The 24,349-nt window shown below is 68.6% G+C and carries 22 protein-coding genes; 15 read left to right on the forward strand and 7 right to left on the reverse strand.

The window, feature by feature from the left end:
- The first annotated feature begins 7 nt into the window (after window positions 1-7).
- The 3 genes from BO221_RS40215 (at window position 8) to BO221_RS40225 (ending at window position 7,355) form a co-directional block, all read left to right on the forward strand.
- Window positions 8-832, forward strand: coding sequence for a hypothetical protein (locus BO221_RS40215; RefSeq protein ID WP_233166471.1), 825 nt, complete (start codon window positions 8-10; stop codon window positions 830-832).
- Window positions 829-5,283 (forward strand): M15 family metallopeptidase, encoded by a 4,455-nt coding sequence (locus BO221_RS40220; RefSeq protein WP_073566210.1) that lies wholly within the window; start codon window positions 829-831, stop codon window positions 5,281-5,283. The genes BO221_RS40215 and BO221_RS40220 overlap by 4 nt, the downstream gene beginning before the upstream one ends.
- 71 nt (window positions 5,284-5,354) lie before the next feature.
- Window positions 5,355-7,355 (forward strand): hypothetical protein, encoded by a 2,001-nt coding sequence (locus BO221_RS40225; protein WP_073566211.1) that lies wholly within the window; start codon window positions 5,355-5,357, stop codon window positions 7,353-7,355.
- 15 nt (window positions 7,356-7,370) lie between these two features.
- Here the strand turns inward: BO221_RS40225 and BO221_RS40230 are convergent, their stop codons facing one another.
- Window positions 7,371-8,123: a Mut7-C RNAse domain-containing protein gene (locus BO221_RS40230; protein ID WP_073566212.1), complete on the reverse strand. Its 753-nt coding sequence runs from the start codon at window positions 8,121-8,123 to the stop codon at window positions 7,371-7,373.
- Complete coding sequence (locus BO221_RS40235) at window positions 8,120-8,473, reverse strand: hypothetical protein (protein WP_233166472.1); 354 nt, start codon at window positions 8,471-8,473, stop codon at window positions 8,120-8,122. Before BO221_RS40235 ends, BO221_RS40230 begins: the two co-directional genes overlap by 4 nt.
- Before the next feature lie 133 nt (window positions 8,474-8,606).
- Here BO221_RS40235 and lspA (BO221_RS40240) point away from each other — a divergent pair, with 133 nt between their 5' ends.
- From lspA (BO221_RS40240) to BO221_RS40265, 6 genes are all read left to right on the forward strand, one after another.
- On the forward strand, window positions 8,607-9,224 hold the full coding sequence (gene lspA, locus BO221_RS40240) for a signal peptidase II (RefSeq protein ID WP_073566213.1): 618 nt from the start codon (window positions 8,607-8,609) through the stop codon (window positions 9,222-9,224).
- Window positions 9,225-9,233: 9 nt separating this feature from the next.
- Window positions 9,234-9,863 carry a signal peptidase II gene (gene lspA, locus BO221_RS40245; RefSeq protein WP_073566214.1) on the forward strand — a complete coding sequence of 210 codons (630 nt, stop codon included), beginning with the start codon at window positions 9,234-9,236 and terminating at the stop codon, window positions 9,861-9,863.
- 111 nt (window positions 9,864-9,974) lie between these two features.
- Complete coding sequence (locus BO221_RS40250; RefSeq protein ID WP_073566215.1) at window positions 9,975-11,291, forward strand: prolipoprotein diacylglyceryl transferase; 1,317 nt, start codon at window positions 9,975-9,977, stop codon at window positions 11,289-11,291.
- A gap of 41 nt (window positions 11,292-11,332) precedes the next feature.
- Window positions 11,333-12,451: an MXAN_5187 C-terminal domain-containing protein gene (locus tag BO221_RS57475; RefSeq protein ID WP_158080001.1), complete on the forward strand. Its 1,119-nt coding sequence runs from the start codon at window positions 11,333-11,335 to the stop codon at window positions 12,449-12,451.
- 11 nt (window positions 12,452-12,462) lie between these two features.
- Entirely contained in the window at window positions 12,463-12,972 is a 510-nt protein-coding gene (locus tag BO221_RS40260) for an HAD family hydrolase (RefSeq protein WP_073566216.1), read from the forward strand.
- Between the two features lie 172 nt (window positions 12,973-13,144).
- Window positions 13,145-13,513 (forward strand): hypothetical protein, encoded by a 369-nt coding sequence (locus BO221_RS40265; protein WP_043399231.1) that lies wholly within the window; start codon window positions 13,145-13,147, stop codon window positions 13,511-13,513.
- A gap of 22 nt (window positions 13,514-13,535) precedes the next feature.
- Here BO221_RS40265 and BO221_RS40270 read toward each other — a convergent pair whose 3' ends face one another.
- Together BO221_RS40270 and BO221_RS40275 are read right to left on the reverse strand one after the other, a co-directional pair.
- On the reverse strand, window positions 13,536-14,396 hold the full coding sequence (locus tag BO221_RS40270) for a hypothetical protein (RefSeq protein ID WP_073566217.1): 861 nt from the start codon (window positions 14,394-14,396) through the stop codon (window positions 13,536-13,538).
- A complete protein-coding gene (locus BO221_RS40275) occupies window positions 14,396-15,355 on the reverse strand; it encodes an AAA family ATPase (protein ID WP_158080002.1) in 960 nt (319 codons plus the stop codon). Before BO221_RS40275 ends, BO221_RS40270 begins: the two co-directional genes overlap by 1 nt.
- 376 nt (window positions 15,356-15,731) lie before the next feature.
- On the opposite strand from BO221_RS40275, the gene BO221_RS40280 reads away from it, so the two are divergent.
- From BO221_RS40280 to BO221_RS40295, 4 genes are all read left to right on the forward strand, one after another.
- On the forward strand, window positions 15,732-15,989 hold the full coding sequence (locus BO221_RS40280) for a hypothetical protein (protein ID WP_233166474.1): 258 nt from the start codon (window positions 15,732-15,734) through the stop codon (window positions 15,987-15,989).
- The gene (locus BO221_RS40285) at window positions 15,989-16,924 is read left to right on the forward strand and encodes a tetratricopeptide repeat protein (protein WP_073566219.1); all 936 of its coding nucleotides are present in this window, start codon (window positions 15,989-15,991) and stop codon (window positions 16,922-16,924) included. The genes BO221_RS40280 and BO221_RS40285 overlap by 1 nt, the downstream gene beginning before the upstream one ends.
- A 125-nt stretch (window positions 16,925-17,049) precedes the next feature.
- On the forward strand, window positions 17,050-17,559 hold the full coding sequence (locus BO221_RS40290) for a MarR family winged helix-turn-helix transcriptional regulator (RefSeq protein WP_073566220.1): 510 nt from the start codon (window positions 17,050-17,052) through the stop codon (window positions 17,557-17,559).
- Window positions 17,560-17,597: 38 nt separating this feature from the next.
- Window positions 17,598-17,936, forward strand: coding sequence for an antibiotic biosynthesis monooxygenase (locus tag BO221_RS40295; RefSeq protein WP_073566221.1), 339 nt, complete (start codon window positions 17,598-17,600; stop codon window positions 17,934-17,936).
- A 164-nt stretch (window positions 17,937-18,100) separates the two neighbouring features.
- Here BO221_RS40295 and BO221_RS40300 read toward each other — a convergent pair whose 3' ends face one another.
- The 3 genes from BO221_RS40300 to BO221_RS40310 form a co-directional block, all read right to left on the reverse strand.
- Window positions 18,101-19,030 (reverse strand): hypothetical protein, encoded by a 930-nt coding sequence (locus BO221_RS40300; RefSeq protein ID WP_073566222.1) that lies wholly within the window; start codon window positions 19,028-19,030, stop codon window positions 18,101-18,103.
- A 137-nt stretch (window positions 19,031-19,167) separates the two neighbouring features.
- Entirely contained in the window at window positions 19,168-20,247 is a 1,080-nt protein-coding gene (locus BO221_RS57480; protein ID WP_083682175.1) for a HEAT repeat domain-containing protein, read from the reverse strand.
- Between the two features lie 3 nt (window positions 20,248-20,250).
- Window positions 20,251-21,294, reverse strand: coding sequence for a HEAT repeat domain-containing protein (locus tag BO221_RS40310; RefSeq protein WP_233166475.1), 1,044 nt, complete (start codon window positions 21,292-21,294; stop codon window positions 20,251-20,253).
- Window positions 21,295-21,515: 221 nt separating this feature from the next.
- Between BO221_RS40310 and hemL the strand changes: the two genes are divergently transcribed.
- Window positions 21,516-22,811, forward strand: a complete 1,296-nt coding sequence (hemL, locus tag BO221_RS40315; protein ID WP_073566223.1) for a glutamate-1-semialdehyde 2,1-aminomutase — start codon at window positions 21,516-21,518, stop codon at window positions 22,809-22,811.
- Window positions 22,795-24,234, forward strand: a complete 1,440-nt coding sequence (locus tag BO221_RS40320) for a serine/threonine-protein kinase (protein ID WP_233166476.1) — start codon at window positions 22,795-22,797, stop codon at window positions 24,232-24,234. The genes hemL and BO221_RS40320 overlap by 17 nt, the downstream gene beginning before the upstream one ends.
- The last annotated feature ends 115 nt before the right edge of the window (window positions 24,235-24,349 follow it).

The raw sequence follows: 24,349 nt of genomic DNA on the forward strand, positions 1-24,349 counted from the left end.
CCTGGTGGTGCTCGCCGCGCCACAATGGGCCCGCGCGGAGCCGCTCTGCGACCAGGACTGGGATGGCCGGACTCTCGTCATCCAGATTGGTGAGCGGAAGAACGATGGCACGCCCCTGGCGCCATACGACCCTCGGGAGCCGATGAAGCCCTACGAGTTTCTCGGGGAGCGCCATCTCTTTCGTCAGAAGGGAAAGGTCTACAGGGCCGTGGGCAGGTTCCAGGATCGGGCGGAAGGTGAGGCGATGGAGAAGCAGGTGTACACGGAGATGACCCATCTCTATACGGGCGCCTATCTCCCGCGCCTCACCACTCCCGGGGCGTATCTGGTGACCGATTCGCCCACGTGCAAGATCAGCCGCAAGAACCCCGTCATTGACCCCGCCTCGTGGATCCTGGAGAAGGACGGAGTCCTGCTCGTTGGGGCACAGACGGAGTGTAAGAAGGACCAGCTCACCAAGACGATCACCGTGGTGTCGTGCGACGGGATGAAGAACCTGATGACCGACTCCGTGTCGGCGCCATGCGATGCGGAACAGGTCACCTCCTGCATCCACACCGTAGTGCCAGGCGTGTTCGCGTTCGCGCACTCCTATTCGGCGCCGGCCCAGGGCACGCAGGTCCGTCTGCGCGTCTACGACGTTCCCAAGAAGAAGCGGCTCCACTCCATCGACGCGGGCCATGACGGTGGTCCGGAGACCGAGTTGATGAGCGTCCAGGACATCGACAATGACGGCGTGCCCGAGATCGTCCACACCATCGCCGGCACCGGAGAGCGCACGTCGGTGCTCAAGTGGGGCAAGGGCAAGTTCACCAAGGTGAAGGTCCCATGAGCTACGGCTATCAGGAGCCAACCCGGCTGTGCACCACCAAGGTCGAGGTCAGGCACTCCTCCAACTACGGTGATCCGAAGACCAAGGACGAATTCGAGGGCGGCGATTCGTTCGGGAAGATCTCCAAGGTCTTCGGCAATCCCCTTCTCGAGAGCTTCTGCGCCAACCACATCGTTCCCGTGGAGTTGGTGGGCTTCGGGCCGCTGAAGAACCAGGTCCGGAAGATCGACGTCAACCGCAAGCTGGCGCCTCTCTTCGCGGCGGCGTTCGAGAAGATCAAGGCAGCCAACCTGCCCTATGTGCTGCATGCGGTCGGCGGCCACTACTTCCGTTACAAGCTGAATGACCAGGTCAAGGCCGTGCTCGTGGACCGTCCTGAATACGCCGAGCTGCGTAAGCAGCCTGGCTTCATGGGCAACTGGAACGTCGAGTGCGCCAGGCACGATCTCAAACACCAGTCCTTCGATGAGCTCGTTCCGTGGAGGAAGGGCCACAGGCCCAAGAAGGAGCTGCTCTCCAATCATTCCTGGGGCAACGCCATCGACCTGAATGACAAGACGAACCCGTTCGATGAGACCAAACGCTTCGACATGCCACGAAGAATCGTGGAGATCATGGCGAGCTTCGGGTTCCACTGGGGTGGCTACTACCACGACTACATGCACTTCGAGTACCTGCGCGCCACCGTGGCCGGGCTCCCCGACGAGGAGCCACCGCAGGTGTTCTTCCCCTTCAACGCGGAGCAGAAGCGCGAGTCGCCGCTCAAGTACTTCTTTCTCAACGAGAGCGGCAAGGGGGGCTACTTCCCGCTCGGACAGCAGCAGAACCTGCACGGGGGTGTGCATCTGGAGCCGGACTCGCCCAAGACCCTGGTGCCGGTTCAGGCGGCCATGCCCGGGTACGTCGTGGCCGCGCGGCTCATGGCGCCCGGGACGGGTGGAGACAACGCGTTTCTCCGGGAAGTCACCGAGGGCCGCCACCTGGGCTTCGTGCTGATCCGCCACGAGCTGGCGGCGGTCGAGGAGGGCAAGGAGTCCGAGCAGGTCCATCCGCTCTACAGCCTGTACATGCACCTGGCGTCCCCGCAGTGGGACAGGGCGAACGAAGATTTCGAGAAGGCTCCCTGGCTCGCGTCCTTCCTGAAGATGCAGTTTGGCGGAGTGGTGAACCTGGATCCGCTCAGCACGGATGTTGGCAAGACCTTCTGGGCCAAGGAGAAGGTGGCGCCCGAGGCGGCCTCCTTCAAGGTCCAGGGACGCGAGCAGCCCCTGCCCGCCAGGAGCGGCGAGCGCATCGTGGCCCTCGGCAAGCCGAGCCCCAAGGACGTCGAGGAAGCCATCCAGGCCTTCAAGGAAGGCTCCATCGTCACCTTCGACCGGCCCATCTTCCCCGTGGCCGCGGGTGAGACGATCGGCTTCGTCACCCAGGGCCCTCTCGTCACCGAGGCGCCGCCCAAATATCTGCACTGGGAGCTGTTCTCCCTCTCGGGCGGCGAGGGGGGGCTCGAGCTCCTCCTGGAGAAGTCGGGGAGGTTGAAGAACCTGTTCAAGCAGGTCCAGGAGCACCGGCCGGACAACTTCCTGGAGATGCCTGCATCGGGCACGACGGATGCCACCAACGAGGTCCAGAGCATCCTCGGGCAGACCGGAGTCGATCTCGTCAAGGACCTGCTCAACGACAAGTACGGCACGGCGCTGCGGAGGCATTTCAACGACGGCAAGATGTTCTTTCCGGCGGGTGGGTCTTCCAGTGACACCCAGGCCCCACCGTTCACCTATCCCTTCGAGCTCGAGTTCTCGAATCCGCACGAGTACAAGGGCGAGCCGGGGAGTGAGTCCTGTGTCCTTGAGGTCACCTACCAGAAGGCGGGCGTCCCGCTGCCGGAAGCCCGGCGAGGGCAGCGCCTCACGCTCACTCCGAACCAGGGCAAGGTCACTCTGACCGTGCCCGCGGAAGCGGATGAGATCGTGCTCTGGTCGGAGCACTTCTTCCTGGATCAGCCCCTGGTGGTGAAGGCGGAGGAGGTGCGTCCGAAGCGCCTGGAGAGCCGTGAGGCCCTCTTCGAGAAGGCCGTGACCCAGCGCTGGCGCAACCTCGTGCTGGACCATCTGAACGAGTGGACGCCGAAGGGTCTGAGCGAGCAGCTCGAGGCTCGCAAAAAGGCGGGGCACATCGACCTGCCGGATGAGGAAGATGCCTTCAAGGAGGTGAAGAAACAGCTCCTGCCGCTGTGCTGGTGGTCCCGTCCGAAGACCAGTGAGGACAAGTTCGGTGAGGTTCCGGTGCTGGGACCGGACGCCAGCAAGAGCCTCTTCGGGGCGGACGGCCATCTGCTGCCCGAGGACGCGAAGATCATCACCATGCACCCGGTCACGGCGCTGTGGCTCACCGACCTGTTGATCGAGAAGGGCGCCGTTGCACTCAAGAAGACGTGGCCGCCGGGCACGCTCAAGCGCGACGAGAGTACCCAGCAGCCGCCCTACCTGGGCGTGCTCTACAAGGATCCACGGCCGCTGGTTGGAACGGAGATGCTTCCCGTGCTGGTGCAGCACGGCTACGGCACGACGGACGGCACGAACGCGGCCGATGTCTCTTTCTGGGTGAGCGCACGGGAAGGCGGCCCGTCACAAGGGCCGATGCGGGTGTGCCGCACGGCCTACAACGAGGGCGTCGCCCTGGGGCGCTTCCGCTTCTCCTTCTGGGGGAAGTGGGAACTGTACGCCACCAACGGGGCAGACCAGCGCTTCGAGCCCGTGAAGACCGGGACGACGGTGCTCGACATGTCCAAGCCCGAGCTCTCCGGGCAGAGCTTCTCGCTTGGCACGGGCAAGCCTGATCCCAGCGGCAAGCTCCGGACCCTCGTTACGGGTGGTTTCACCATCAGCGCGAACTGGCCTGCTGCCCTCTCCGGCTACATCGTGTTCGAGTACTGGCGAGTACCCAAGACGGGTGAGCCCGAGGCGCGGGCTTTCAGCAAGCTGGCGATTCCCGTCACCGCTCAGAGACCTCCCGAGCAACGGGTGGAGGGAGGGCTCCGGTTCAAGGGTGAGTTCATCGTGGGAGTGGAGAAGGCGAAGAGCAACCCCAAGGTCACGCCCAACTTCTCCTTCCAGGAGTTCGTGAGCCACAAGCGTCTGGGACCGGTCTTCATGGGTGTCGCGACGGAATTCGTCCTGGCGGTTCCCCTGGCGCGCCGGCTCCAGGAACTGCGGGACGTCTGCCGGCCCAGGAGCCGCACGGACAAGGACATTCCCCTGACGGTGATGCGGCTCGAGGACTCCGGTGTTGAACTGCTTGTCATTCCCGCCTCGAACAAAGCCGAGGATCTCCAGGCCATCGTGGACAGGCTGCCGCAGCTCTCCGACCAGCCCGACCTCCAGGTCGTGCGGGCGGAGGACGAACCGGCAATCCGGCTCACCTACGAGCCGAAGCCGGACTCCGGCCCGCTCGGCTTCGAGTTCGATCCGGGGCCCGCGTTGGGGCGGCTCGCCGCGCAGGCGCTCTCCCAGGAGGGGGACAGCCTCCATGTCCGTCCCCACTTCATCGCGCCCAACGGCGGGCACACGCTGCTGGCAGGCAAGCCCGCCGTGGAGGGCGAGGCGAACCTGATCGAGGCCTCGGTGGAGGACATCAAGGCCGCCTGTGGCAATGACTTCCTCGAGCTCGCCGCGGACAAGGAATTGCCCCCCGTGAGCCGGTTCGAGTTCGGCGACCAGGTCATCAAGATGGGCCGGGGCAAGCTCATCACGGAGGTGCGTCTCCACGGCGATGTCCGTCAATGGACCGCGGCCGGCCCCACCCTCAAGCTCACCGGAGGGGCGGAATCGAAGAGCACCCTCGTGGGCTCGGTGGTCAGGGCGGATTGGGAGCTGCTCAAGAAGAACGAGGTCCTCCCGGACCGTTGGGGCGCGACGCTCGAGTTCTCCGCCAGCATCACGCAACCCCAGAAGGTGGCCACGCCTCCGCCTCCGGTGCGCTGGAAGGTCGAGGTCAAGCCGAGCCTCGATGAGCTCACGCTGGAGCCCCGGAAGTCGGACATCCGGTTCGTGGGCAAGGCCCGTTTCGTCCCCACCGATGTCGATCTCCAGCTCGTCTGTGAGCGGATGGTCCGGGCGGGCGTGGGGCAGGAGGTTTCCGTCCTCACCGGTGATCTGTCCGCGGACGGCGCTGGTGAGCAGCCGGTGGAGGCGCTGTGGCAGGAGGACGCGGTCATCACCGGGTCCATCCGCTACACGGTCTCGGCCCGCGCGCACTTCGGGCGCTGCACGGAGACGGGGGTCTTCGAGGCCACCCTTCCCAAAGCCGCGCTCAAGAAGGACCAGGGCCCCTTCCGCTTCACCTGGCGTCCCCGGGTGGCCAGGGAAGGAGACCCGCTCACGATTCACGGCATCGCCGTCCAGGCGGCTTCCACCCCTGAGGTCACCTCCAAGGACTTGGGACTCGTCAAATGAGCACACAAGGCAGCGCAGGACAGACCGCCGCTCCGGTTCCGAGCGCCGTGAGGGAAACCGAGTCGACCCGCTTGAGCGCGGGGTATCGCAACTCCATCTCCTTCGTGCTCGTCCCTCGGACCTCCATCACGTTCAACTCGATGGATACCGCGGCCACGCGGAACCTCGCGAGCCCGGGCGAGCTGCTCATCGACGTCCCCATCCGAGGCAAGGGCAAGAACTTCAAGCCTGGAGACGTGAAGTGTGCGCTGACCTGGCTGGTGAAGATCGGGGAGAAGACGGCCTCGTACCCCGTGGATGACGCGGTGATGAAGGTCGCACCGGATGGTCAGTTCCATGTCGAGGTCGCGGGCAAGAGCCCTGTCCTCGACGTGGTGGCCCAGCGTCTGGTCGGCGAGGGGCTGGTGGGCTTCTCCCTCACGCCGGACTTCCCCCACTCCGAGATGGCCACCTTCCCGCCGTCCCTCCGGTTCAACAACACCTGTGCCATCCACACGAAGCTGCCCAAGCCGGAGCAGATGCTCCTGGGTTCGCTCGTGACCTTCTCGCCCGACTTCGGGTGGATCTTCAAGAAGGCGGAGCTCGAGCTGCGTGTCATCGAGGTGGATGACGGCTCGACGGAGATCGCGGCCACGGTGCCCCGGAGCGCCTTCTCCCACCGGTGGGATGCGGGCAGCTGGTGGTCGGGCGATCGGAACTGGGCCATCGGCTTCACGGGCGATTCCTGTGAGCAGCTCGCGGACGTGGGCGAGGAGGAAGCCGGAAGCTACGAGTTCGGCTGGCAGCTCTGGGGGGCGAGCCGGGCGGGCGGTCCCCAGACGTTGCTGCTCGAAAAGCGGGACTTCATCCGGCTCCCGAAGCCGAAGCTCGAGGAGTTCAAGATCGAGTATGACAGGAGCTGGCATGGCACCTGGGAGGTGAGCGGGAAGATTTCCGGCGTGGCCCCGCGCGCCCATCTCATGCTCGACGTGGCGCTGGTGGAACCCGCGGCCGCCGCTGGAGCGGAGCCTCCGGACTACCGTGCGTCCCGGATCCAGATCGCCTTGGATGACGAAGGGGTTTTCGAGGCCTACCTGGGAGAACGGCACCTGCCCTGGAAGGCGGATCCGCTGGCCCCCTCGGAGCCCGCGCCGCCCCTGATTGCCACGGCTCCTCAGGAGTCCCTCTGCCTCATCCCCCAGGCCGAGCCGCAAGCCTTCGCGATCCTCTCGTTCCCCGCCGCGGCGCGCGACGGAAAGCCGGGCCCCATGGCTGCCTACCTGGACTTCGACGAGGACAAGTTCTCCGCCTTCAAGGGTCAGGGGCTGTCCTGGGACCCGGATGCCGATTGGATCTGCTCGCAAGAGGGCGTTTCGCTGATGACGCGGCCCCCGAAGCCCAAGCGGCGCAATTCGGGGCTCACCACGAACCCGGCGCCGCCGGTCGACGCGGGAGATCAGAAGACGGTCATCACCTTCGAGGAGATGTGGCTCGACATCATCGCCTGGGAAGGCGTGGTCCCGTACATGTACCGGGATACCGTGGGCCATGTGACGGTGGGGGCCGGCAACATGCTCAGCCGCCTGGAGAAGAACGCTCCCAACGACGTGATGGCGGCCAAGGGACTGCCCTTCCAGAACATGGACACCGGCAAGCCGGCGACGGAGGCGGAGATCGCCAAGGCCTTCACGGACGTCCAGAATCTGCCCAAGGCCATGCGGGCCACGGATTACGCGCTGCGGCCGACCATCGCGCTCACCGACCAGACCATCCGCGAGCTCGCCAGGAAGCGGCTCGTCGACGAGTTCCTCCCCCACCTCGTGACAAAGTTCCCCAACTTCCACAGCTATCCCCGCGCCGCCCGTCGCGGGTTGCTCGACATCGTCTACAACGTGGGAGTGGGCAAGTTCCCGGGGAAGGCGAACAAGCCGGGCAAGGACTACCTGTTCGACACGCTCACCAAGGCCGCCATGGCCCGCAACTGGGCCGTGGCCGCCGAGAATTGTCACACCATGGGCACGCCTGAGAACCGGAACGCCTGGCGCAAGGCGCTCTTCCTGTACGCCGCCACCGTCGAGGCCAAGAAGACGTAGGCGTGTACGCCGCGCCTACGGTTGCTGCTCCAGCTCGCGCAGCTTGTCGATGATGACCTGCATGCGGTCGTGGTGCGAGCCCGCCCAGAACACCCGCTTGCACTCGGGGCACTGCTGGAAGCGGGTGAACGTGGCGTGTACGTTCTCGGGCACGCGGCCCCGCACCTCCTCGGGCGAGGCCCCCGAGAGCACGCCATTGCACGGGATGCACCGCGAGAAGGGGCGCATGTGCGCGGTGAGCTGGAAGCGCCGCACCACCTCCACCAATTGCTGCGAGGGGTCCGTCTCGCGGGGGAAGTACCCGTGGACGACCTCGGAGCGCTTGAGCACGCCGATGTCCCGCGTGAGCAGGATGCGCCGCTCCTCGCGTGACTGCCGGGCGAGCACGTCATCCGCGTAGTCGTTGCGCCACAGCGTGTCGAAGCCGAGCATGCGCAGCAGGCCCGCGAGCCGGCCGAGCCCCACGTCCAGCAGGAATCGCGGCTCGGGCAGGGCAGGGGGCCCCACGCGCACCAGCGGCGTCACGTCGATGGAGGTGAAGGCGGGGTAGACGGCCAGCCGCTGCCCGTCCCCCACGCGGCGGGAGAAATCCACCGCCTCTCCATCCACCAGCACCACGTCCACCTCGGGGTGGGGCGGGCCGAGCGACTCGATGAGATCCTTCACCGCGGGCGTGCCCTGCACGGTGTGGACGAACTCCACCCCGCGCCGCTCGGGTGCGAGGAAGTCGTTGAGCGCGCCGTAGAAACGGACCTGGAGCCGCGTCATGGCCCGGCGGGCGGATCGGCCGGGTTGGGACCCTTGTTGCGCAGGCGCCGGATGAGCCTGTCGAGCAGCGGCGTGAGCGCGAACGTGGCGGCGAAGCGCGGAATCTTGATGACCTGGCAGGCGAGGTACGCCCCGGTGAAGGTGCTCGCGGCCCCCATGGCGCCCTCCACCTGGAAGCCCGCGCGGATGAGCAGCATGAAGCCCACCAGGCACAGGCCGAAGATGGCGTAGTGCACCACCAGGGCCAGCGGGCCGTAGCGGACGATGAAGGCCTGCAGGCGCTCCATCAGCTTCGGCTTCGCCGGGGCCACGGCCGGGGCGTTGGGTGTCTCGTTTGGATTCGGCGTCACGGGTGGCTGAACAGTCTCCATCGTCCCCACCATGCCCCACTTCGAGGCTTCCAGCGAGTCAACCCGATGCCCGCCCGGCTGCTTTCGGCGCCGGTTGTCAGGCCCCCAGCACCAGGGTAGACCTGGGGGTCTCATGATGCACCGCTTTCGTGTCCTGATCCTCGTGGGCCTCGCCACCCTCGCCGCCGACCAGGTGACCAAGTACCTGGCCGTGGCCCACCTCACGGAGGCGCTCGATGGGCGTACCGGCTTCGCCCGCGTGACGGGCTTCGTCTCCGAGCAGAACCTGGACAACAGGCCGCCAGCACCGGAGGGGGACCGGCGCTTGAAGCACTACGAGTTCATCGAGAACTACTGGCACTTCCGCTACGTGGAGAACCCGGGTGCCGCCTGGGGCCTCTTCGGCAACCTGCCCGACTCCGTGCGCCGGCCCTTCTTCCACCTCGTCAGCCTGGTGGCGCTCGGCTTCATCGGCTTCATGTACGTGCGGCTCACCCCGGACCAGAGGCGGGTGCGCTGGGCGCTCGCGCTCGTGGCGGGCGGCGCGCTGGGCAACTTCGTGGACCGGCTCCTGCGCGGCTACGTCATCGACTTCATCGACTGGCACTGGCGCAACCAGCCCGGCATGCGCTGGCCCACCTTCAACGTGGCCGATGCCGCCATCTGCGTCGGTGTGGGTCTGCTCCTGCTGGACTCCTTCCTGGAGCGCAAGCCCGTGGAAACCGTGACGCCCGGGGGGCAGGTGGTATAAACACCTCCCGTGCCTCGCAAATACATCCTCCTGCTGGCGGTGGCGCTCGGCGTCATCGTCCTCGACCAGTGGACGAAGTACCTCGTCGTCCGCGAGCTGACCACGCGCTTCGATGACCGGCCCACGCTGGGCGAGCGGCTGTCGGCGATGTACGGCGAGCCCCCTCCCCTGGGCTTCGATGGGCTGCACTACCGCTCCAAGCGGTACATCGAGGTCTCCGAGTCCTTCTTCCGCCTGCGCTACGCGGAGAACCCGGGCGCGGCCTGGGGCCTGTTCCGCACCCTTCCGCCCGCCACGCGCGGCATGCTCTTCCACGTGGTGAGCATCGCCGCGGTGGTGCTCATCACCTGGTACTTCAGCAAGCTGAGCGGGAAGGACCCCCAGGAGCGCTGGGCCCTGTGGGGCCTGCCCCTGGTGCTGGGCGGCGCCATCGGCAATTACATCGACCGCATCGCCCGGGCCTTCGTCATCGATTTCCTCGAGGCCCATTGGTACGACAAGGCCGCCTGGCCTTCCTTCAACGTGGCGGACTCGGCCATCGTCGTGGGCGTGGGGCTGCTCATGGTGGACGCCTTCGTGCGCAAGGAGACGCCCGACGACAAGGAAACGCCCAAGCAGGACAAGTCGGCCACCGCCTGACGGCGGGCCGCTCCCCCTGCGGGCGGTCCCGAGCGAGGACCGCCACTCCCCACCCTCGCGGCGCCGTGAACGGGTAACCTGCGCGGCCTCGCGTCTCCGAGGCTCCTGCCCATGCTTCCCGTTCTCGTCCACTTCACCTTCACCTCCCTCTGGTCCCAGCTCGTCCTGTACGCCCTGGCGCTCGGCGTCGTGGGCTACATCGCCTACAACGGCTGGAGCGGTGCCGTGGGCACGCCCAAGGCCCCCGGGGAGAAGCCCGAGGCCCCCACCTCCAGCGACCGGATGCAGCGCGCGCTCGGTTACGGGGCCTTCGCCGCGGTCCTGGCGTGGTTCGGCCTGCGCTATGCGCTGCCCGCGTCCGCCATCCCCGGTGGCAAGGGTGAGGGCATCCCCATCCACTCCTACGGCGTGCTGCTGGCCACGGGCTTCATGACGGCCCTGACGGTGGCGGCGCGGCTGGCGCGCGAGGAGTGGCGCAAGCCCACGTGGGTGCCGGACGCCCAGGGCGGCGGCCAGTGGGTGGACACCGAGGGCCCGCGCAAGCAGGAGGCCATGATGGACTTCGGCTTCTACGCGCTGGTGGGCGGCCTGGTGGGCAGCCGCGTCCTCTTCATCCTCGTCAACTGGAAGGACTACGCGCGCGACTGGACGCAGGTGTTCTCCCTGGGCGGAGGGCTCGTCTTCTACGGCGGCCTCATCGGCGCGGCCCTGGCCTCGCTGCTCTTCGCGAAGCAGCACCACATGGAGTTCATGCGGCTGGCGGACCTGGCCATCCCCACCGTGTCGCTGGGCCAGTGCCTGGGCCGCCTGGGGTGCTTCTCCGCCGGCTGCTGCTGGGGGGACGTCACCGCGGCCGGTACGCGCTTCGCCGTCCACTTCCCCGGCTCGGGGCTGGCCAAGGACCTCTTCGGGCGGCTCGGGGGGACCTCCAGCCTCGCCTTCCAGTCGCAGGCGCAGGACTCGCGCTACGTGGTGGAGGCCACCGGGGAAATCCTGCACCACATGGCCCCCGGCGCCGTGCGCATCTCGGACTGGGTGGCGCAGCACGGCACCACGCTGCCCATCTACCCCACGCAGATCTTCGAGTCCGTGGGCCAGCTCGTCCTCTTCCTGGCGCTGCTCTTCGCGCGGCGCTACCGGCGCTTCCACGGCCAGATTTTCGCCATGTGGCTGATGTGCTACGCGGTGCTGCGCACCTCGGTGGAGCTGTTCCGCGGCGACACCGAGCGCGGTACCCTGCACGGCCTGCTCGAGTCCCTGGGCGCCTCGCGGCTGGCCGACTCGGTGCCCCTGGAGGCCTGGTACAACATCTCCACCAGCCAGTTCATCTCCCTGTGCATGTTCACCTTCGGTGCGACTTTGCTGTACCGGCGGATCCGCCGGGCAGGCGAGGCGGCTGGCGTCGGCCCGACACCGAGCCCTGCCTGAGGTTGATCCCCGGCCGCGTCTTGAGGACACTCTAGGAACCCATGGCGTACGAGTCCTCGAAGTCGTCCACGAAGAACCAGGCCTTGAAGGCCGGAACCTCGGCGAAGTCGTCCGCCAAGCTGGCAGCGGCCAGTGGTGACACCAAGTCCGGGATGCCCACGATGTCGGGCAGTGAGGTGGCGTTCCAGGAGTGTGACGCCATCGAGGCCGACATCGCCGCCCTCAAGGTGGCCTACGAGTTCTACTTCATGGGGAACGAGCGCCTGCCGCCGACGCGGGCGTACGAGGACCTCAAGAAGCGGCTGGAGCGGCTGAAGACCAGCTTCATCCGCAACACCGCGGCGAAGTTCCGCGTGCAGGCCATCGCCACCAAGTTCGCCACGTACGAGCGGCTCTGGCAGCGCACGCTGCAGGAAATCGAGAACGGCACCTACAAGCGGGACGTGGCCAAGGCGAAGCGCCGCTCGGCGAAGCAGGCCGGCTCCGACAGGCCCAAGACCCTGGGGCCCATCGAGCTGCCGGACGAGGATTTCGAGGTCGAGGAGGTGAAACCCTCCAAGGTGCCGTCCGTGGCGCCGCTCGTCCCGCCCATGGAACCGGTGCCCTTCCGGGGTGCGCCGTCCGTGGCGCCGCTGGTGCCGTCCGTGGCGCCGCTGGTGCCGTCCGTGGCACCCGTGGCGGGGACGCCGGCCCGGGGCCCCGCGGTTCCGTCCATTCCCTCCGTGGCTCCGGTGGCGCCGCGCGTGGCTCCCCTGGTGCCGCCCGTGGCTCCGGCGGTGCCGCGTGTGGCTCCCGTGCCTTCGGTGGCGCCCGCGGTGCCGCCCGTGGCTCCGGCGGTGCCGCGTGTGGCTCCCGCCGTGCCGCCAGTTGCTCCCGCGGCGGCCCGTCCTCCCGCCGCCAGGCCCGCGGCGGCGGCGCGTCCTCCCGTGGCTGCCGGCGGTGCTGGGCTCTCCGAGGACAAGCTCAAGTCCGTCTATGACGCCTACGTCGCCGCCAAGCGTCAGAACAAGGAGGACACCTCCAAGATGAGCTACGACTCCGTCGCCGCCACGCTGCGCAAGCAGGTGCCCGAGCTGATGAAGCAGCACAACGCCAAGTCGGTGGAGTTCAAGGTCGTCATCAAGGACGGCAAGGCCGTCCTCAAGGCCGTTCCCAAGTAGGGCGAGCGCGGATGAACCAGAACCTCGAGTCGCTCAAGGAGCGGGTGAGCCGCCTGTCGGTGATGATCTTCGACATCGACGGCACGCTCACCGACGGCCGCATCTTCTGGGTGCCCAACTCGGGCTGGACGCAGATGTACAGCGTGCGCGACGGCATGGGCATCAAGCGGCTGCAGGAGGCGGGGCTGGAGGTGGCGGCCATCTCCGGCGGCGACAGCCTGTCCGCGCAGATGCGGATGCAGTCGCTGGGCCTCAAGCACGTGCACTTCGGCAGCCAGGACAAGGTGGCCCACTTCGAGAAGCTGCTGGAGCTGTTGAAGGTGACGGCGGACCGGTGTGGGTACATGGGCGACGAGACGGTGGACCTGCCGCTGCTCAAGGCGGTGGGTTTCTCGGCGGCGCCGCCCGAGGCCCCGGACGAGGTCCGTTCGCAAGTGCACTATGTGGCGCAGCGGCAGGCGGGCTTCGGCGCGGCGCGCGAGGTGTGTGAGTTCATTCTTCGTCACCGGCAGGCGCCGTAGCGCCCTGGAGGACGGGGAAAGCGTCGGCTGCTGGAAGCCATGACACGCCGGGGAGATTCATCCGTCCTGGGGGGAGGTTGTCCCTGGGAGGAGGGCTCCCTAGTTTGCGCCACGCGAGAGGCCCAACCGGGTGCTCGCGGGATGACAAACGCACCGGACTTCGAGGTGGGCGATGGCGGGTCGGACACGGCGCTGGGGGCTCGGGTTGGCGGCGATGGCGCTGTGGCTGGCGAGCGGTTGTGTGGGGCCTCCCGAGGACGCGGAGGCGCGCCTGGCGCAGCTCGAGGCCGAGGACAAGCAGATGGACGCGGCGCTCGACGCCGTGGAGACGCGGCTGCTGGGCAATCAGTCCAAGCTGCACCTGTGGCAGGAACTGGAGCGGCGGCACGAGCAGGTGTCGGCCATCCAGTGCCGCGTGGCGGACGAGCACCTGATGGCCATTGCCCGGCACTACGAGAAGCAGGAGGCCAAGGCGCGCCAGCTCAGCAAGCGCCGCCGCATGGCCGCCATGGACGCCGCGGTGATGACCGGGAGCCGTTGAGCGGGCACTGGGCACCCAGGGTTCAGAGGTTGCGCAGCACCGCCTCGGCGCCAGGGTTCGAGGTCTCGAGGTGACACGTCCCGGGAAAGGGGTTGTCCACTTCGAGCGCCTCCGCGAGGTCCGCGAACAGTGAGCGCGCGAGCCGTGCGTGGGATTCCTGGGACAGGGCACCGGACCAGTCGAGCTCGCGCAGGGCCTTCACTCCGCCGTGGGTCTCCCGGTAGCGGTGGGGGCTGGGGTTCTGCTCGTCACCCTGCGGGTCGCACAGGTACTGCAGGTACCGCTTGGGGTGGCGCTGGCGGTCCGGCGTGGCCCAGTACTTCGACTTGTCTGGCACTTCGAGGAAAGGCGGCTCGTGGGTGATGAAGTCCTCGACGTCGAGGGCTCGGCCATCCACGGTTGTGGGGCGCTGTGCACCCGCTCGGGTGAGCGCTCCGGTTTCGCCGTAGAAGTAGGCCTCCACCATGGGGCAGAGCAGGTGGAAGGAGCAGTGCTCGCGCAGACGCTGGATGACCTGCTCCTGGCGCCGGGCGCTGGGCCACGGGTAGGTCTTGAGGTGGTGCTTCACGGCCTCGCGCAGCTGGCCGACGACCACGTCCACCTGGTCGAGGTTCGGTAGCTCCACGTCATCCACGGCGATGACGAGGTCGGGGCGCTCTCCGGTCCGTCCCGGGTCCGTGGCGGCGATCATGGCCGCCGCGAGCCTGTCCACCTGGCTCGGGCGGGTTCCCCCCGTCCGGGGAATGAGCTTCAGACGTGCGCTGGTAAAGGAGTCGAGGAAGAGGGGCTTGGCGAACTCGGCAGAGGGAAAGTACCGCTGGAGCGAGGGCACCAGCCCGGCGCGCTCGCACTCGCCCGTGGTGATCAGGACGACCTTCTTCATCAGGAGGGCTCGGGCTCGCGGGGGGCGCCGAACTCCAGGTGCGCATAGAGATCTCCCAGCGAGAAGTGGGAGAGGTACTCGGGGTCACGGAACTTGCTCAGGGGGACCGGGTTGGTCTCCTGGGACGGCTCCATCACGTAGACCTGTTCGGGGCAGTCGCGGAACTGGTCGAGCACGACGGGCGAGTGCGTGGCGAGCAGCACGGTGCTCTTCGTCTGGGCCGACCAGCTGCGGAAGGCCTCGACGAGCCGCTTGATGGCGAAGGGGTGGAGCGCGTTCTCCACTTCATCGATGGCCACCATGCCGCCCTCGGGAACGGAAGCTACCGCGCACAGGTGCAGCAGCGCGACGAGCAGACCGTTGGCCGCGAAGGTGATGGGATAGGTGGTGTCGGGCCTCGGGGCGACTACTCGTGCCGCGACGGTTGTTCCGGCCGTTTCGAAGTCCAGGTCCGCGAAGTTGTCTGGGAAGAGGGTCCGCAGGCCCTCCATGACGAAGTTGAAGCGGACCCGGTCGGCGCGCGTGTCCCGCCAGTTGCGCAGGACGGAGAAGACGTTGCGCCCGTGCACGTCCAGCGCCTTCTCCGAAGAGAGTGGGGAGCCGTTCTCTCGGATATGGGCGAGGTGGTAGTCCGTGTAGCAGCGGTAGTTCTGGAGCACCGCGAGCAGAGGGTGGAGCCCCGGAGCCGTGGCCGGGTTGTCCGCAGCCAGACGGAGCAGACTGCGCTCGTCCACAGGCAGACGAGTGCCGTTGAGGCTGAGTTCATGGGGTACGCGGTATCCTTGCAGCGCTTGTCCCGATAGCCGCTCTTCATAGATGCCAGAGCGCAGCTGGCTGGTTGTAAATCCGATGCTCCAGTCGACACCGTTGAGTTCGATGCCGAGAACGATGTAGCCGTTCCGATCCGCCTCGAAGTTCGCCAGATTGGCAACGCCTCCCCGATAGTCCAGCGCGCGCATCAATCCCTGCTCAAGCGTGTGGCGGAGCAACTGAGGCACATCCAGGAGCGTGCTCTTGCCTGCTCCATTGGGCCCCACGAGTGCGCAGATTCCCTGTGGGCTCCACCCTGTGTTCCGGAGTGCTCGGTAGTTCCTAACTGTAAGTCTCAGCGGCATCCGGACACCCTCGTCTTCTCCGGTCACGCGGACGTGCTACCACGGATATAGCCACGGCTCCGCACCCGAGACGCGGCTCTGTGCACGGGTGCAACCCGGGCCCCTATACCCTCACCCCAGCCCTCTCCCAGAGGGAGAGGGTCCTCGGAACCCAGGGGGCGGCCGGGCGGGCGCCAGCTTCCGTGACGAGGGCGTCGAATCCGGGTAGAACTCCCGCCCTGTGAGAACCCGGATTGGAGCACTCGTCCTTGCTGTCGTGGCCGGGCTCGCCGGCTGCGGTATCCCTCCGCCCGAGGAGTGTGTCCAGGACCCGGAGCCGGTACTGGATGCCCAGGGCGACGTCTACCGCTGCATCGCCGCCGAGGACTGTCCCCGCTCCTCCCGCATTTCCCTGTGCGTCGACGACACCGGCAGTGATGTGGCCTGCATCCGCTGCCTCGAGACCCGGTGTGTCACCATTGCCCCGGAGACCTGCTGATGCGGCGCGTGATTCTCGCCCTCGCCCTCGCGCTTGCCCCGGGCTGCTCCCGGGATGGCGCCCCCGACCACATGCAGCGCGCCCGCGACGCCATCTTCGAGAAGCGTCCCGAGGAGGCCCTCGTCGAGTACCGCAAGGCGCTCGACTCCTTGCGCATGGATGAGTCCGCCCAGGCCCAGGTGCTCAAGGCCCGCGCCCTCAAGGGGGCCGCCGACGTCTACTGGCTCGAGCTGCGCAAGGTGAAGGAGGCCGTGAGCGTCTACAAGGAGCTCATCACCCAGTGCCCCGAGTCTCCCGAGGCCCTCGAGGGCCGCGTGGTGCTCGCCGAGTTGCTGCGCATGCACTTCCGCGACCTGCGCGGCGCCATCGATCAGCTCACCGCCGCCCTGGCCCGCAACCCGCCCCAGAGCGCCGAGCTGCACTACCAGGTGGCCAAGCTGTACTTCGAGCTGCAGGACTACCAGCAGTGCGTGCTCGAGTCGCGCAAGCTCGTCGAGCGCTTCGCCACCAGCGCCTTCGTGGACGATGCCATCTACCTGCAGGCCCAGGCGCTGCACATGCAGGCGCTCAAGTCCGAGCCCGGCTCGCCCGAGATTCCGCGCTTCCGCCAGGAGGCCTCGCGCACGTACGCGGACCTCATCACCCGTTTCCCGGACTCGGAGCTCGCCCCCCACGCCGTCTTCGAGACGGGCAAGCTCAAGGCCGAGGCCGGTGACAACGAGAAGGCCATCGAGACGTGGGTGCAGGCCCTGAAGAACCACCCGGAGCCGGCCACGGTGCAGGACGCCATCGCCCGCGCCCGGCGCCGCATCGCCGCGACGACCCCCGAGGAGGTTGGCTCACGCACCTCCGCCTTCGCGCGCCCCCCCCCGCCCCCGCGCAACTCCATCGAGGCCGTTGGCGGCTCGGCCGATGAACGCGACCACGGCGACTGACGCGCGCCTTCCCTCTTTTCCTCCCTCCTTCCCTCCCTCTCCCTCTGGGAGAGGGTCGGGGTGAGGGTCTGCCTCCCCGCATTTCCGTTGCACGCCCGTCCCCGGGTCGTTAGGCTCCTAACGACATGGCGCTCGAGCTGAAGAACATCCCCGAGCATGAGAACCTCCTGCGGGATGCGAGGCGCTACCCGGAGTCGGATGTGTCGGCCGTGGAGACGTGCCTGACGCTGCTGCGGATTTCCGACGACGTGGAGGCGGCCTATGGGGCGCACTTCGCGCGGCATGGGTTGTCCCAGGCGCGCTTCATCGTCCTCATGCAACTGCAGCGGGAGGAGGAGGGCCTGCGTCCCGCCGAGCTGGCCGAGCGCACGGGCGTCACCCGCGCGACGATGACGGGACTGTTGGACGGGCTGGAGAAGGAGGGGCTCATCCTGCGACGGGCGCATGCCGAGGATGGGCGCATGTCGGTGGTGCGCTTGTCGGCCAGGGGGCGCCAGCGGCTGGAGGGCATCCTCCCAGACCACTACCGCCGCACCGCCGCCCTGATGAGCGGCCTGTCCGCCGAGGAGCGCCAACAGCTCGAGGCCCTGCTCACGAAGGTCGCCGCCGGCATCCCTCATGTCCGGGACCCCTGAGTCTCTTTTTTTGTCCAGGTAGTTAGGAGGCTAATCACATGGAAGCAGCCACGACGCGCATCGTTCCGGGCAGTGGGGTGTGCACCCTCATCAACGTCTTCACCGTGGCGCCCGAGCGGCAGGCGGAGCTGGTGAAGCTGTTGGATGAGGCGACGGAGGAGGTGATGCGGCACCAGCCGGGGTTCATCTCGGCGAACATCCACCGGGGCCTCGATGGCAACCGGGTGACCAACTACGCGCAGTGGGCGAGCCGCGAGCACTTCGAGGCCATGCTGCGCAACCCGACGGCGCAGGTGCACATGCGGGCCGCGGCGGCCCTGGTGGAGAAGTTCGAGCCACACCTCTACGAGGTGGTCTCCACGCACGCGCACGGCTGAGCCATCCGAAGGAAGTCCACGCGGGGGGCTGTCCTCAGCTCAAGAGCTGGAGGGTCCCCTCCGGGCGCTGTCTCGCCCAACTTGTCCAACAGTTGGACAAGTTCGTGAAGCGCGCGCCCGGCAGGCGGACTCCCTCACCCCTGAAAGGACTTTGTTCCGATGGCTCAGGCGCGCACGCCCTCCAGCACCGTCTCGAACAGGGGCGCGGCCTGGGTGGGGTCGTCCGCGTCCGCCACGAGCAGCAGGTGGATGCGGCCGCCCTCTACCCGCGCGTCCACGCCCTCCAGCTTCACCTTCGCGTCCACGCCGTCGAGGAACATCGGCGTGCCATCCGGCGCCAGCACGCCCACCGCCGAGCCCATCACCGCGCCATCCGCGTAGGCATCCCGCGTGTCCTCGGCGGCGGCGGTGAAGACGATGCGGCCGTCCGGCAGCGGCGCCGCGTCCGTGAAGGACAGGCGTACCGTGCCCGCCCGGCCCAGCTCCCAGCGGCGCACGATGCGCACCGCGTCCGGCTCCAGCGGCGCGCCCGCCTCCAGTGCGCGCACCACCCGGCCCGTGTCCAGGTCCACCACCGCGTCCTTGCCCTCGTCCCCGTTGCCTCGGTTGAGCAGGCGCAGGCGCGCGCCCGACACCGCCGCTCCCTCCACGTTGAGCGGGCCCAGCTCCCGCGCGAGCTGCGCGTACAGGTTGGTGAAGTCCACCTCGCGCACCGGGCCGCTCGTGCTTCCGTCCGCCGCCAGCGGTATCAGCGCTCCCTTCTGTCTCACCGCCGTGCTCCCCGAGGGCACCGCCAGCAGCGCTCCATGCGGCGCGCCCGACAGGCCCTGCACGAGGCAGAGCGCTTCCATGTCGGGCTTGTGGGCCTTGCGGCTCCTGGGCTCCAGCGGCAGCTCGCCCGGCAACAGGCGTTGGAACGCGCCCGGGGCCTCGCCTTCCAGCGGGAAGCTGGCCAGGAACAGTGAGTCGTCCGCGACGACATGCAGCCACTGGCCCGCGCGCACCAGGCCGCTCGCGGCCGACACGTGGGCGTGGCCCCCGGCCGTCTCGGGTGCCTGCAGGGTCAGTGTCCGGCGCTGGGTGAGGCGGAGCATGCGGATCCTCGGGTGGTGTCCTCGGGAGACAACCACGGGTTGGCGATACCCTCACCCTAACCCTCTCCCGGTGGGAGAGGGGACTTCTCACGGGTCCTGTGTCCGCTCCTGTGTCCGGTGTCTCGCGGGTTGGGGGCTCAGCCCTTCTGGCCCCGGCCGTGCTCCAGCGCCTGCTTGTCTCGCAGCAGCAGGTTCCACGTCTGCGGCTGCGAGGCCAGCAGCGAGAGCCAGGTGTCGATCTCCCCGTCCATCGACGGGTCCACGCCCTCGAGCTTCTGAAGCACCGGCACCGCGTTCGAGAGGCCCAGCCGCGAGATGCCCTCCAGGATGGCGCCGCGCACCTCGCGGGAGCCCTCCGTGGCGAAGCGCTCCGTCAGCGCCTTCATCGTCCTCCCGGCCTCGCCCACCTGCACCGTGCCCAGCGCCTTCGCCGCCGCGGCCCGCACCTCGGGGTGCTCGGACTCCCGCAGCAGTTGCCGCACGGTGTCCACCGCCGGTGCCCGCGCCGCCTCGAGGGAGGACGCGCCCAGCAGTCCCGCCGCCGTCTTCGGGTCGCTCGCTTCCGATGCGAGCGCCACCGCCTGCTCCGCCACGCCCTGGATGCGCCCGAAGCCACGCGCGGCCTCGTCCGTCAGGTTGCCCACCACCGCCTCGCGCACCTCGGGCGCCGGGTCCTTCACCCACTGCCGATATGCCCGCCGCGTGGACTCCGCCCGGGCCAGGACCTCGCTCGCCGGCTCGTCCGAGGCCCGCAGCGCTCGCACCATCGCCGCCTTGCGCCCCGGGTCCGGCTCGCGCCCCGTCTTGTCCAGCACCCGCACCAGCACCGCCCTGTCCCCTGTCAGGTTGAAGCGCATCACCCACAGGGACGTCAGCGCCTCCAGCACCTCCGGGTCCTGCTCCGCCTCCACCTTCGCCCACAGTTGCTCGGGGGGCAGGTTCTCCAGGATGCCGCGCAGTTGCTCCTTCACGTAGCGGCGCCACGCCGGAGAGTCCTTGCCCTGGCGGTACTCCTCCACCAGCGAGTCCAGCTCGCACGGCACCGCCCGCAGCATGTCCTGGGGTGGAGGACCCTTCGCCGCGGGGGCCGATGCCGGAGCCGGCGTCTCATTGGAGGGCTCGTCCCCCCCGCCCGAGAGCCACACCATCGCTCCCGCGAGCACGGCGATCAGCCCCGCGCCCACGCCCACCCACGTCTTCTTCGCTCCCGTGCTCATCGCCTACCCCTCGCAGCGGTGGTGGTTGGGCTTGCTGGAGAACACCCGGTTGAAGTCGACGTGGCCCGCGTCATACAGCGCCTTGAAGTCGGCATGGTCCTTCCGGAATCGCGCGTCCTGCTGCCCGAATTCCTTCAACAGGGGCAGGGCCCCGGCGCCCGCCGCTCGCACCGCGTAGCGGACGATGGCCCAGCGCACGCACTCGCTCTTCTCCTGGGGGAAGGACTGGCGGAAGGCCTCGAGCACCGCCCGCGTGTCACGCCCCGAGGACATCGCCAGCGCGGCCATCTCGCGCACGTCCGGGTCCGGATCCTCGCGCTGGAGCTTCGCCAGTTGCTGGAGCAACGGTCCCTCGATGCGGGCGTCCGGGTACGTGCCCATCTCGATGGCCAGGCCGCGCACGCTAGGCTCCGTGGAGTCCAGCGCCACCTCCAGCAGCCTGCTCATGTACGGGTCGAAGCGGCCGGTGCGCTGGAAGTCGTTGTCCATCACCCGGCCGAGGGTACGCACCGTGTGCATGGTCACGCCGGTGGTGAGCGTGTCCTTCCTGGCCAGCGTGGTGAGGCGCTCCAGCATGGCCGGCTCGAAGCGGTGCTGCGTCTCCAGGGCGATGAGGGCGCTGGCCTGGTGGCCGGGGTCCGGGTGGCTCTCGGCCATGTTGGCCAGCCTGTCCAACACCGCGGGCGAGCGCACCGCCTCCGTCTCCCGCACCGCGCGCAGGTAGAGCGACATCTCGGGCTCCGGCGTGGTGTCCGCCCACCCAGCCACCTGGAGCGCCGCCTGGGAGTCCTTCCCGATGACCTCGGCGAGCCGCTGCTCCAGGAAGAGCAGCGCGCCCTGATCATTCCGGGCGATGGCCTGCCGGATGGCGGCGCGCACGCCCTCGAGTCCGTGCGGGGCCTCGAGCTTCAGGTAGCCCGCGTAGCACGTGAGCGGAGGGAGGCGCGGCCCGGAGATGGGCCGCTCGTCCACGGCCGGGGCCGGGGTGGTACCGAGCGTGGCGAGCAGTGCGCCCAGGCGCCAGCACCGGCGGAGGGTTGGGTCCATGCGCGAGGCCTTCAATCCGACTCCTGACTCCCGGGCATATGCATTCGGGCCCGAGACCGTATAAAACCGCTGCCGGGGTTTTTTCTCCCACCCCAAAGTAAACTGAAAAACAAGAATTCCATGGCGCCATGTGGGGGGGAATGCATGGCGGAAATCAAGCGGCGGACTGGCGGAGAAGGAGTGACGCCGGTGGTGTCCAGGCCGCGTGTTATGGAGCCCTCATGAACCACTCGCAGAGCAAGGCCCTCTTCTCCCGAGCGCAGGAGCGCATCCCGGGCGGTGTGAACTCCCCGGTGCGTGCCTTCCGGGGTGTCGGCGGTGAGCCCGTCTTCTTCAAGGAAGGCGCGGGCGCGTGGCTGACGGACGTGGACGACAACCGGTACGTGGACCTGGTGGGCAGCTGGGGCCCGCTCATCCTGGGTCATGCCTACCCGCCCGTGCTGGCGGCCATCACCGAGGCGGCGCGGCGAGGCACCACCTTCGGGGCGCCCACGGACATGGAGGTGCAGTTCGCCGAGCTCATCTGCGCCACGGTGCCGAGCGTGGAGAAGGTGCGCCTGGTTTCCAGCGGCACGGAGGCCACGGTGGCGGCCATCCGGCTGGCGCGCGGCTACACGGGCCGCGACTACATCCTCAAGTTCGAGGGCTGCTTCCACGGCGCGGGTGACCCCTTCCTGGTGAAGGCGGGCAGCGGCGTGGAGACGCTGGGGCTGCCGGACTCGCCGGGCGTGCCCAAGGACGTGGCGGCCCTCACGCTCACGGCGCCGTACAACGACCTGGGCGCGGTGGAGAAGCTCTTCTCCGAGCGGGCCAAGGACATCGCCTGCGCCATCATCGAGCCGGTGGTGGGCAACATGGGCGTGCTCATCCCCGAGGAGGGTTACCTGCAGGGCCTCCAGGCGCTGTGCCGCGCGCACGGCGTGCTCTTCATCCTGGACGAGGTGATGACGGGCTTCCGGCTGGCCCGCGGCGGCGCGCAGGAGGTGTACGGCCTGCGTCCGGACCTGAGCACCTTCGGCAAGGTGGTGGGCGGCGGCATGCCGCTGGCGGCCTACGGCGGCCGGCGCGACATCATGTCGAAGATTGCGCCCGAGGGCCCGGTGTACCAGTCGGGCACGCTGTCGGGGAACCCGGTGGCGGTGGCCGCGGGCATCGCGAGCCTCCAGGCGCTGCGCGCGCCGGGCGTCTACGAGCGCCTGGACTTCATCGGCCGGGAAATCGAGGCGGGCCTGCGCGCCGAGGCGGAGGAGAGCAAGGTCCCCGTCACCATCAACCGCGTGGGCAGCATGTTCACCGTCTTCTTCACCGAGGGGCCGGTGTTCGACTACGCGAGCGCGAAGAAGAGCGATGCGGCGCGCTACGGCCGCTTCTTCCACCTCATGCTGGAGGAGGGCGTGTACCTGCCGCCCAGCCAGTTCGAGGCGGCCTTCCTGTCGCTGGCCATCAACGAGCCCGAGGTGGCGCACATCCTCCGGGCGGCTCGCAAGGCATTCCGAGCGCTTGGACAGGGCGCCTGAGACAGAGGAGGCCTCGAGCCCGGGGCCCATTCCCTTCGGCCCCTATACCCTGGTGCGGCGCATCGGGTATGGGGGCATGGGAGAGGTGTTCCTCGCGCGCGAGGAGCTTCAGGGCGAGGCGTCCGGCCGCGCCTGCGTGGTGAAGAAGGTGCTGCCGGGCCTGGCGGGCAACGCGAATTTCCTCGCCCGCTTCCGGGACGAGGCGCGCGTGGTGCTGCGCCTGTCCCACCCCAACATCGCCCGCGTGTGGGCCATGGGCGAGGTGTCCGGCGCCCTCTACCTCGCCATGGAGTACGTGGCGGGCAAGACGCTCAACCGGCTCGCCTGGCGCCTGCGCAACCGTGGGAAGTCGCTCCCGCTGGGGCTGGTGCTGCTCATCGGCGAGCGCATGTGCGAGGGCCTCGCGTACGCGCATGACGCCACGGACGAGCAGGGCCTGCCGCTGCACCTGGTGCACCGGGATTTGTCCCCCGCCAACGTGTGCATCTCCTACGCGGGCGAGGTGAAAATCATCGACTTCGGCGCGGCGCAGTCCACGTTGAAGCAGGCGCAGACGGCGCCGAGCGTGGTGATGGGCAGCATCTCGTACATGGCGCCGGAGCAGGCCCGGAAGCGGCGCGTGGACCGGCGGGCGGACGTGTACGCGACGGGCGTGGTGCTCTGGGAGCTGCTCGCCTGGCGCCCCCTGGTGCAGAAGGGGGATGTCACCGAGCGGTGGAAGCGCGCGGCCTACCCCCAGTGGGAGCCGCCGGGCCAGCACCGGCCCCTGCCGCCCGAGGTGGACGAGGCGGTGATGAAGGCGCTGGCCGTCGACCCCGAGGCCCGTTTCCCGGATGCCGCGGCATTCGGGGCCGCGCTGCGCCAGTTGCGCGAGAAGTACGCGCCCGGCGTGGGCGATGCGGACCTGGCGCGGGTGATGGGCGAGGCCTTCGCCAAGGAGAAGGTGGTGGAGGACGGCGTGCTCGCGGAGTTGCTGCGGCGCGGGCCCCCGCCCCAGCGGCCCATTCCCGAGCGGGAGATGCCCGCCTTCGCGCCGCCCACCGCGCTGGCCTTCGAGCACCGGGCCCTCGACGCCCCCGCCGGCTTCGTCCCCTCCGGTGAGGTGGTCGTCGTCGATGAGTCCAAGCCCCAGGCGCGGCCGGAGGCCACCGGGGCTCCCCCTGTCCCGACGCCGCACTCGCGCGAGGTGCGTGTGGCCTTCGACGTGGAGCAGCCGGGGGAGGAGTCCGGGCTGGTGCGCGCCATTGAAGAGGGCGGCGAAGCCGAGGGCGGAGAGGTCGAGGGCGGAGAGGCCGGGGGTGGCGAGGCCGAGGCTTCCTCCCCCACGGGAACGTCGCCGCCTTCCGCCCGGGGGTGGCTCGCCGTCGGGCTGTTCCTCGCCGCGCTCGCGGTGGGCTTCCTTCTGGTGTGGCTGCTGGGGTGAGCCCCCGCTCCCGGCCCTCCTCCGGAACATTCACGTCCCGTGCCAGAGCCTCGTGGGAATTTCACTCCCGCCCCGCTGGCTATCGAGGAATGAACATTCGTCACAATCGTGTACC

The organism is Archangium sp. Cb G35 (assembly GCF_001896145.1).
Taxonomy (GTDB): Bacteria; Myxococcota; Myxococcia; order Myxococcales; family Myxococcaceae; genus Archangium; species Archangium violaceum.

Bases quoted from the DNA above. Each gene is read 5' to 3' on its own strand.
- BO221_RS40220 (WP_073566210.1), top strand. From the start codon at position 829: ATGAGCTACGGCTATCAGGAGCCAACCCGGCTGTGCACCACCAAGGTC.
- BO221_RS40230 (WP_073566212.1), bottom strand. From the start codon at position 8,123: ATGACGCGGCTCCAGGTCCGTTTCTACGGCGCGCTCAACGACTTCCTC.
- lspA (WP_073566213.1), top strand. From the start codon at position 8,607: ATGATGCACCGCTTTCGTGTCCTGATCCTCGTGGGCCTCGCCACCCTC.
- BO221_RS40250 (WP_073566215.1), top strand. From the start codon at position 9,975: ATGCTTCCCGTTCTCGTCCACTTCACCTTCACCTCCCTCTGGTCCCAG.
- BO221_RS57475 (WP_158080001.1), top strand. From the start codon at position 11,333: ATGGCGTACGAGTCCTCGAAGTCGTCCACGAAGAACCAGGCCTTGAAG.
- BO221_RS40260 (WP_073566216.1), top strand. From the start codon at position 12,463: ATGAACCAGAACCTCGAGTCGCTCAAGGAGCGGGTGAGCCGCCTGTCG.
- BO221_RS40265 (WP_043399231.1), top strand. From the start codon at position 13,145: ATGGCGGGTCGGACACGGCGCTGGGGGCTCGGGTTGGCGGCGATGGCG.
- BO221_RS40270 (WP_073566217.1), bottom strand. From the start codon at position 14,396: ATGAAGAAGGTCGTCCTGATCACCACGGGCGAGTGCGAGCGCGCCGGG.
- BO221_RS40275 (WP_158080002.1), bottom strand. From the start codon at position 15,355: ATGCGCGCGCTGGACTATCGGGGAGGCGTTGCCAATCTGGCGAACTTC.
- BO221_RS40285 (WP_073566219.1), top strand. From the start codon at position 15,989: ATGCGGCGCGTGATTCTCGCCCTCGCCCTCGCGCTTGCCCCGGGCTGC.
- BO221_RS40290 (WP_073566220.1), top strand. From the start codon at position 17,050: ATGGCGCTCGAGCTGAAGAACATCCCCGAGCATGAGAACCTCCTGCGG.
- BO221_RS40295 (WP_073566221.1), top strand. From the start codon at position 17,598: ATGGAAGCAGCCACGACGCGCATCGTTCCGGGCAGTGGGGTGTGCACC.
- BO221_RS40300 (WP_073566222.1), bottom strand. From the start codon at position 19,030: ATGCTCCGCCTCACCCAGCGCCGGACACTGACCCTGCAGGCACCCGAG.
- BO221_RS57480 (WP_083682175.1), bottom strand. From the start codon at position 20,247: ATGAGCACGGGAGCGAAGAAGACGTGGGTGGGCGTGGGCGCGGGGCTG.
- BO221_RS40310 (WP_233166475.1), bottom strand. From the start codon at position 21,294: ATGGACCCAACCCTCCGCCGGTGCTGGCGCCTGGGCGCACTGCTCGCC.
- hemL (WP_073566223.1), top strand. From the start codon at position 21,516: ATGAACCACTCGCAGAGCAAGGCCCTCTTCTCCCGAGCGCAGGAGCGC.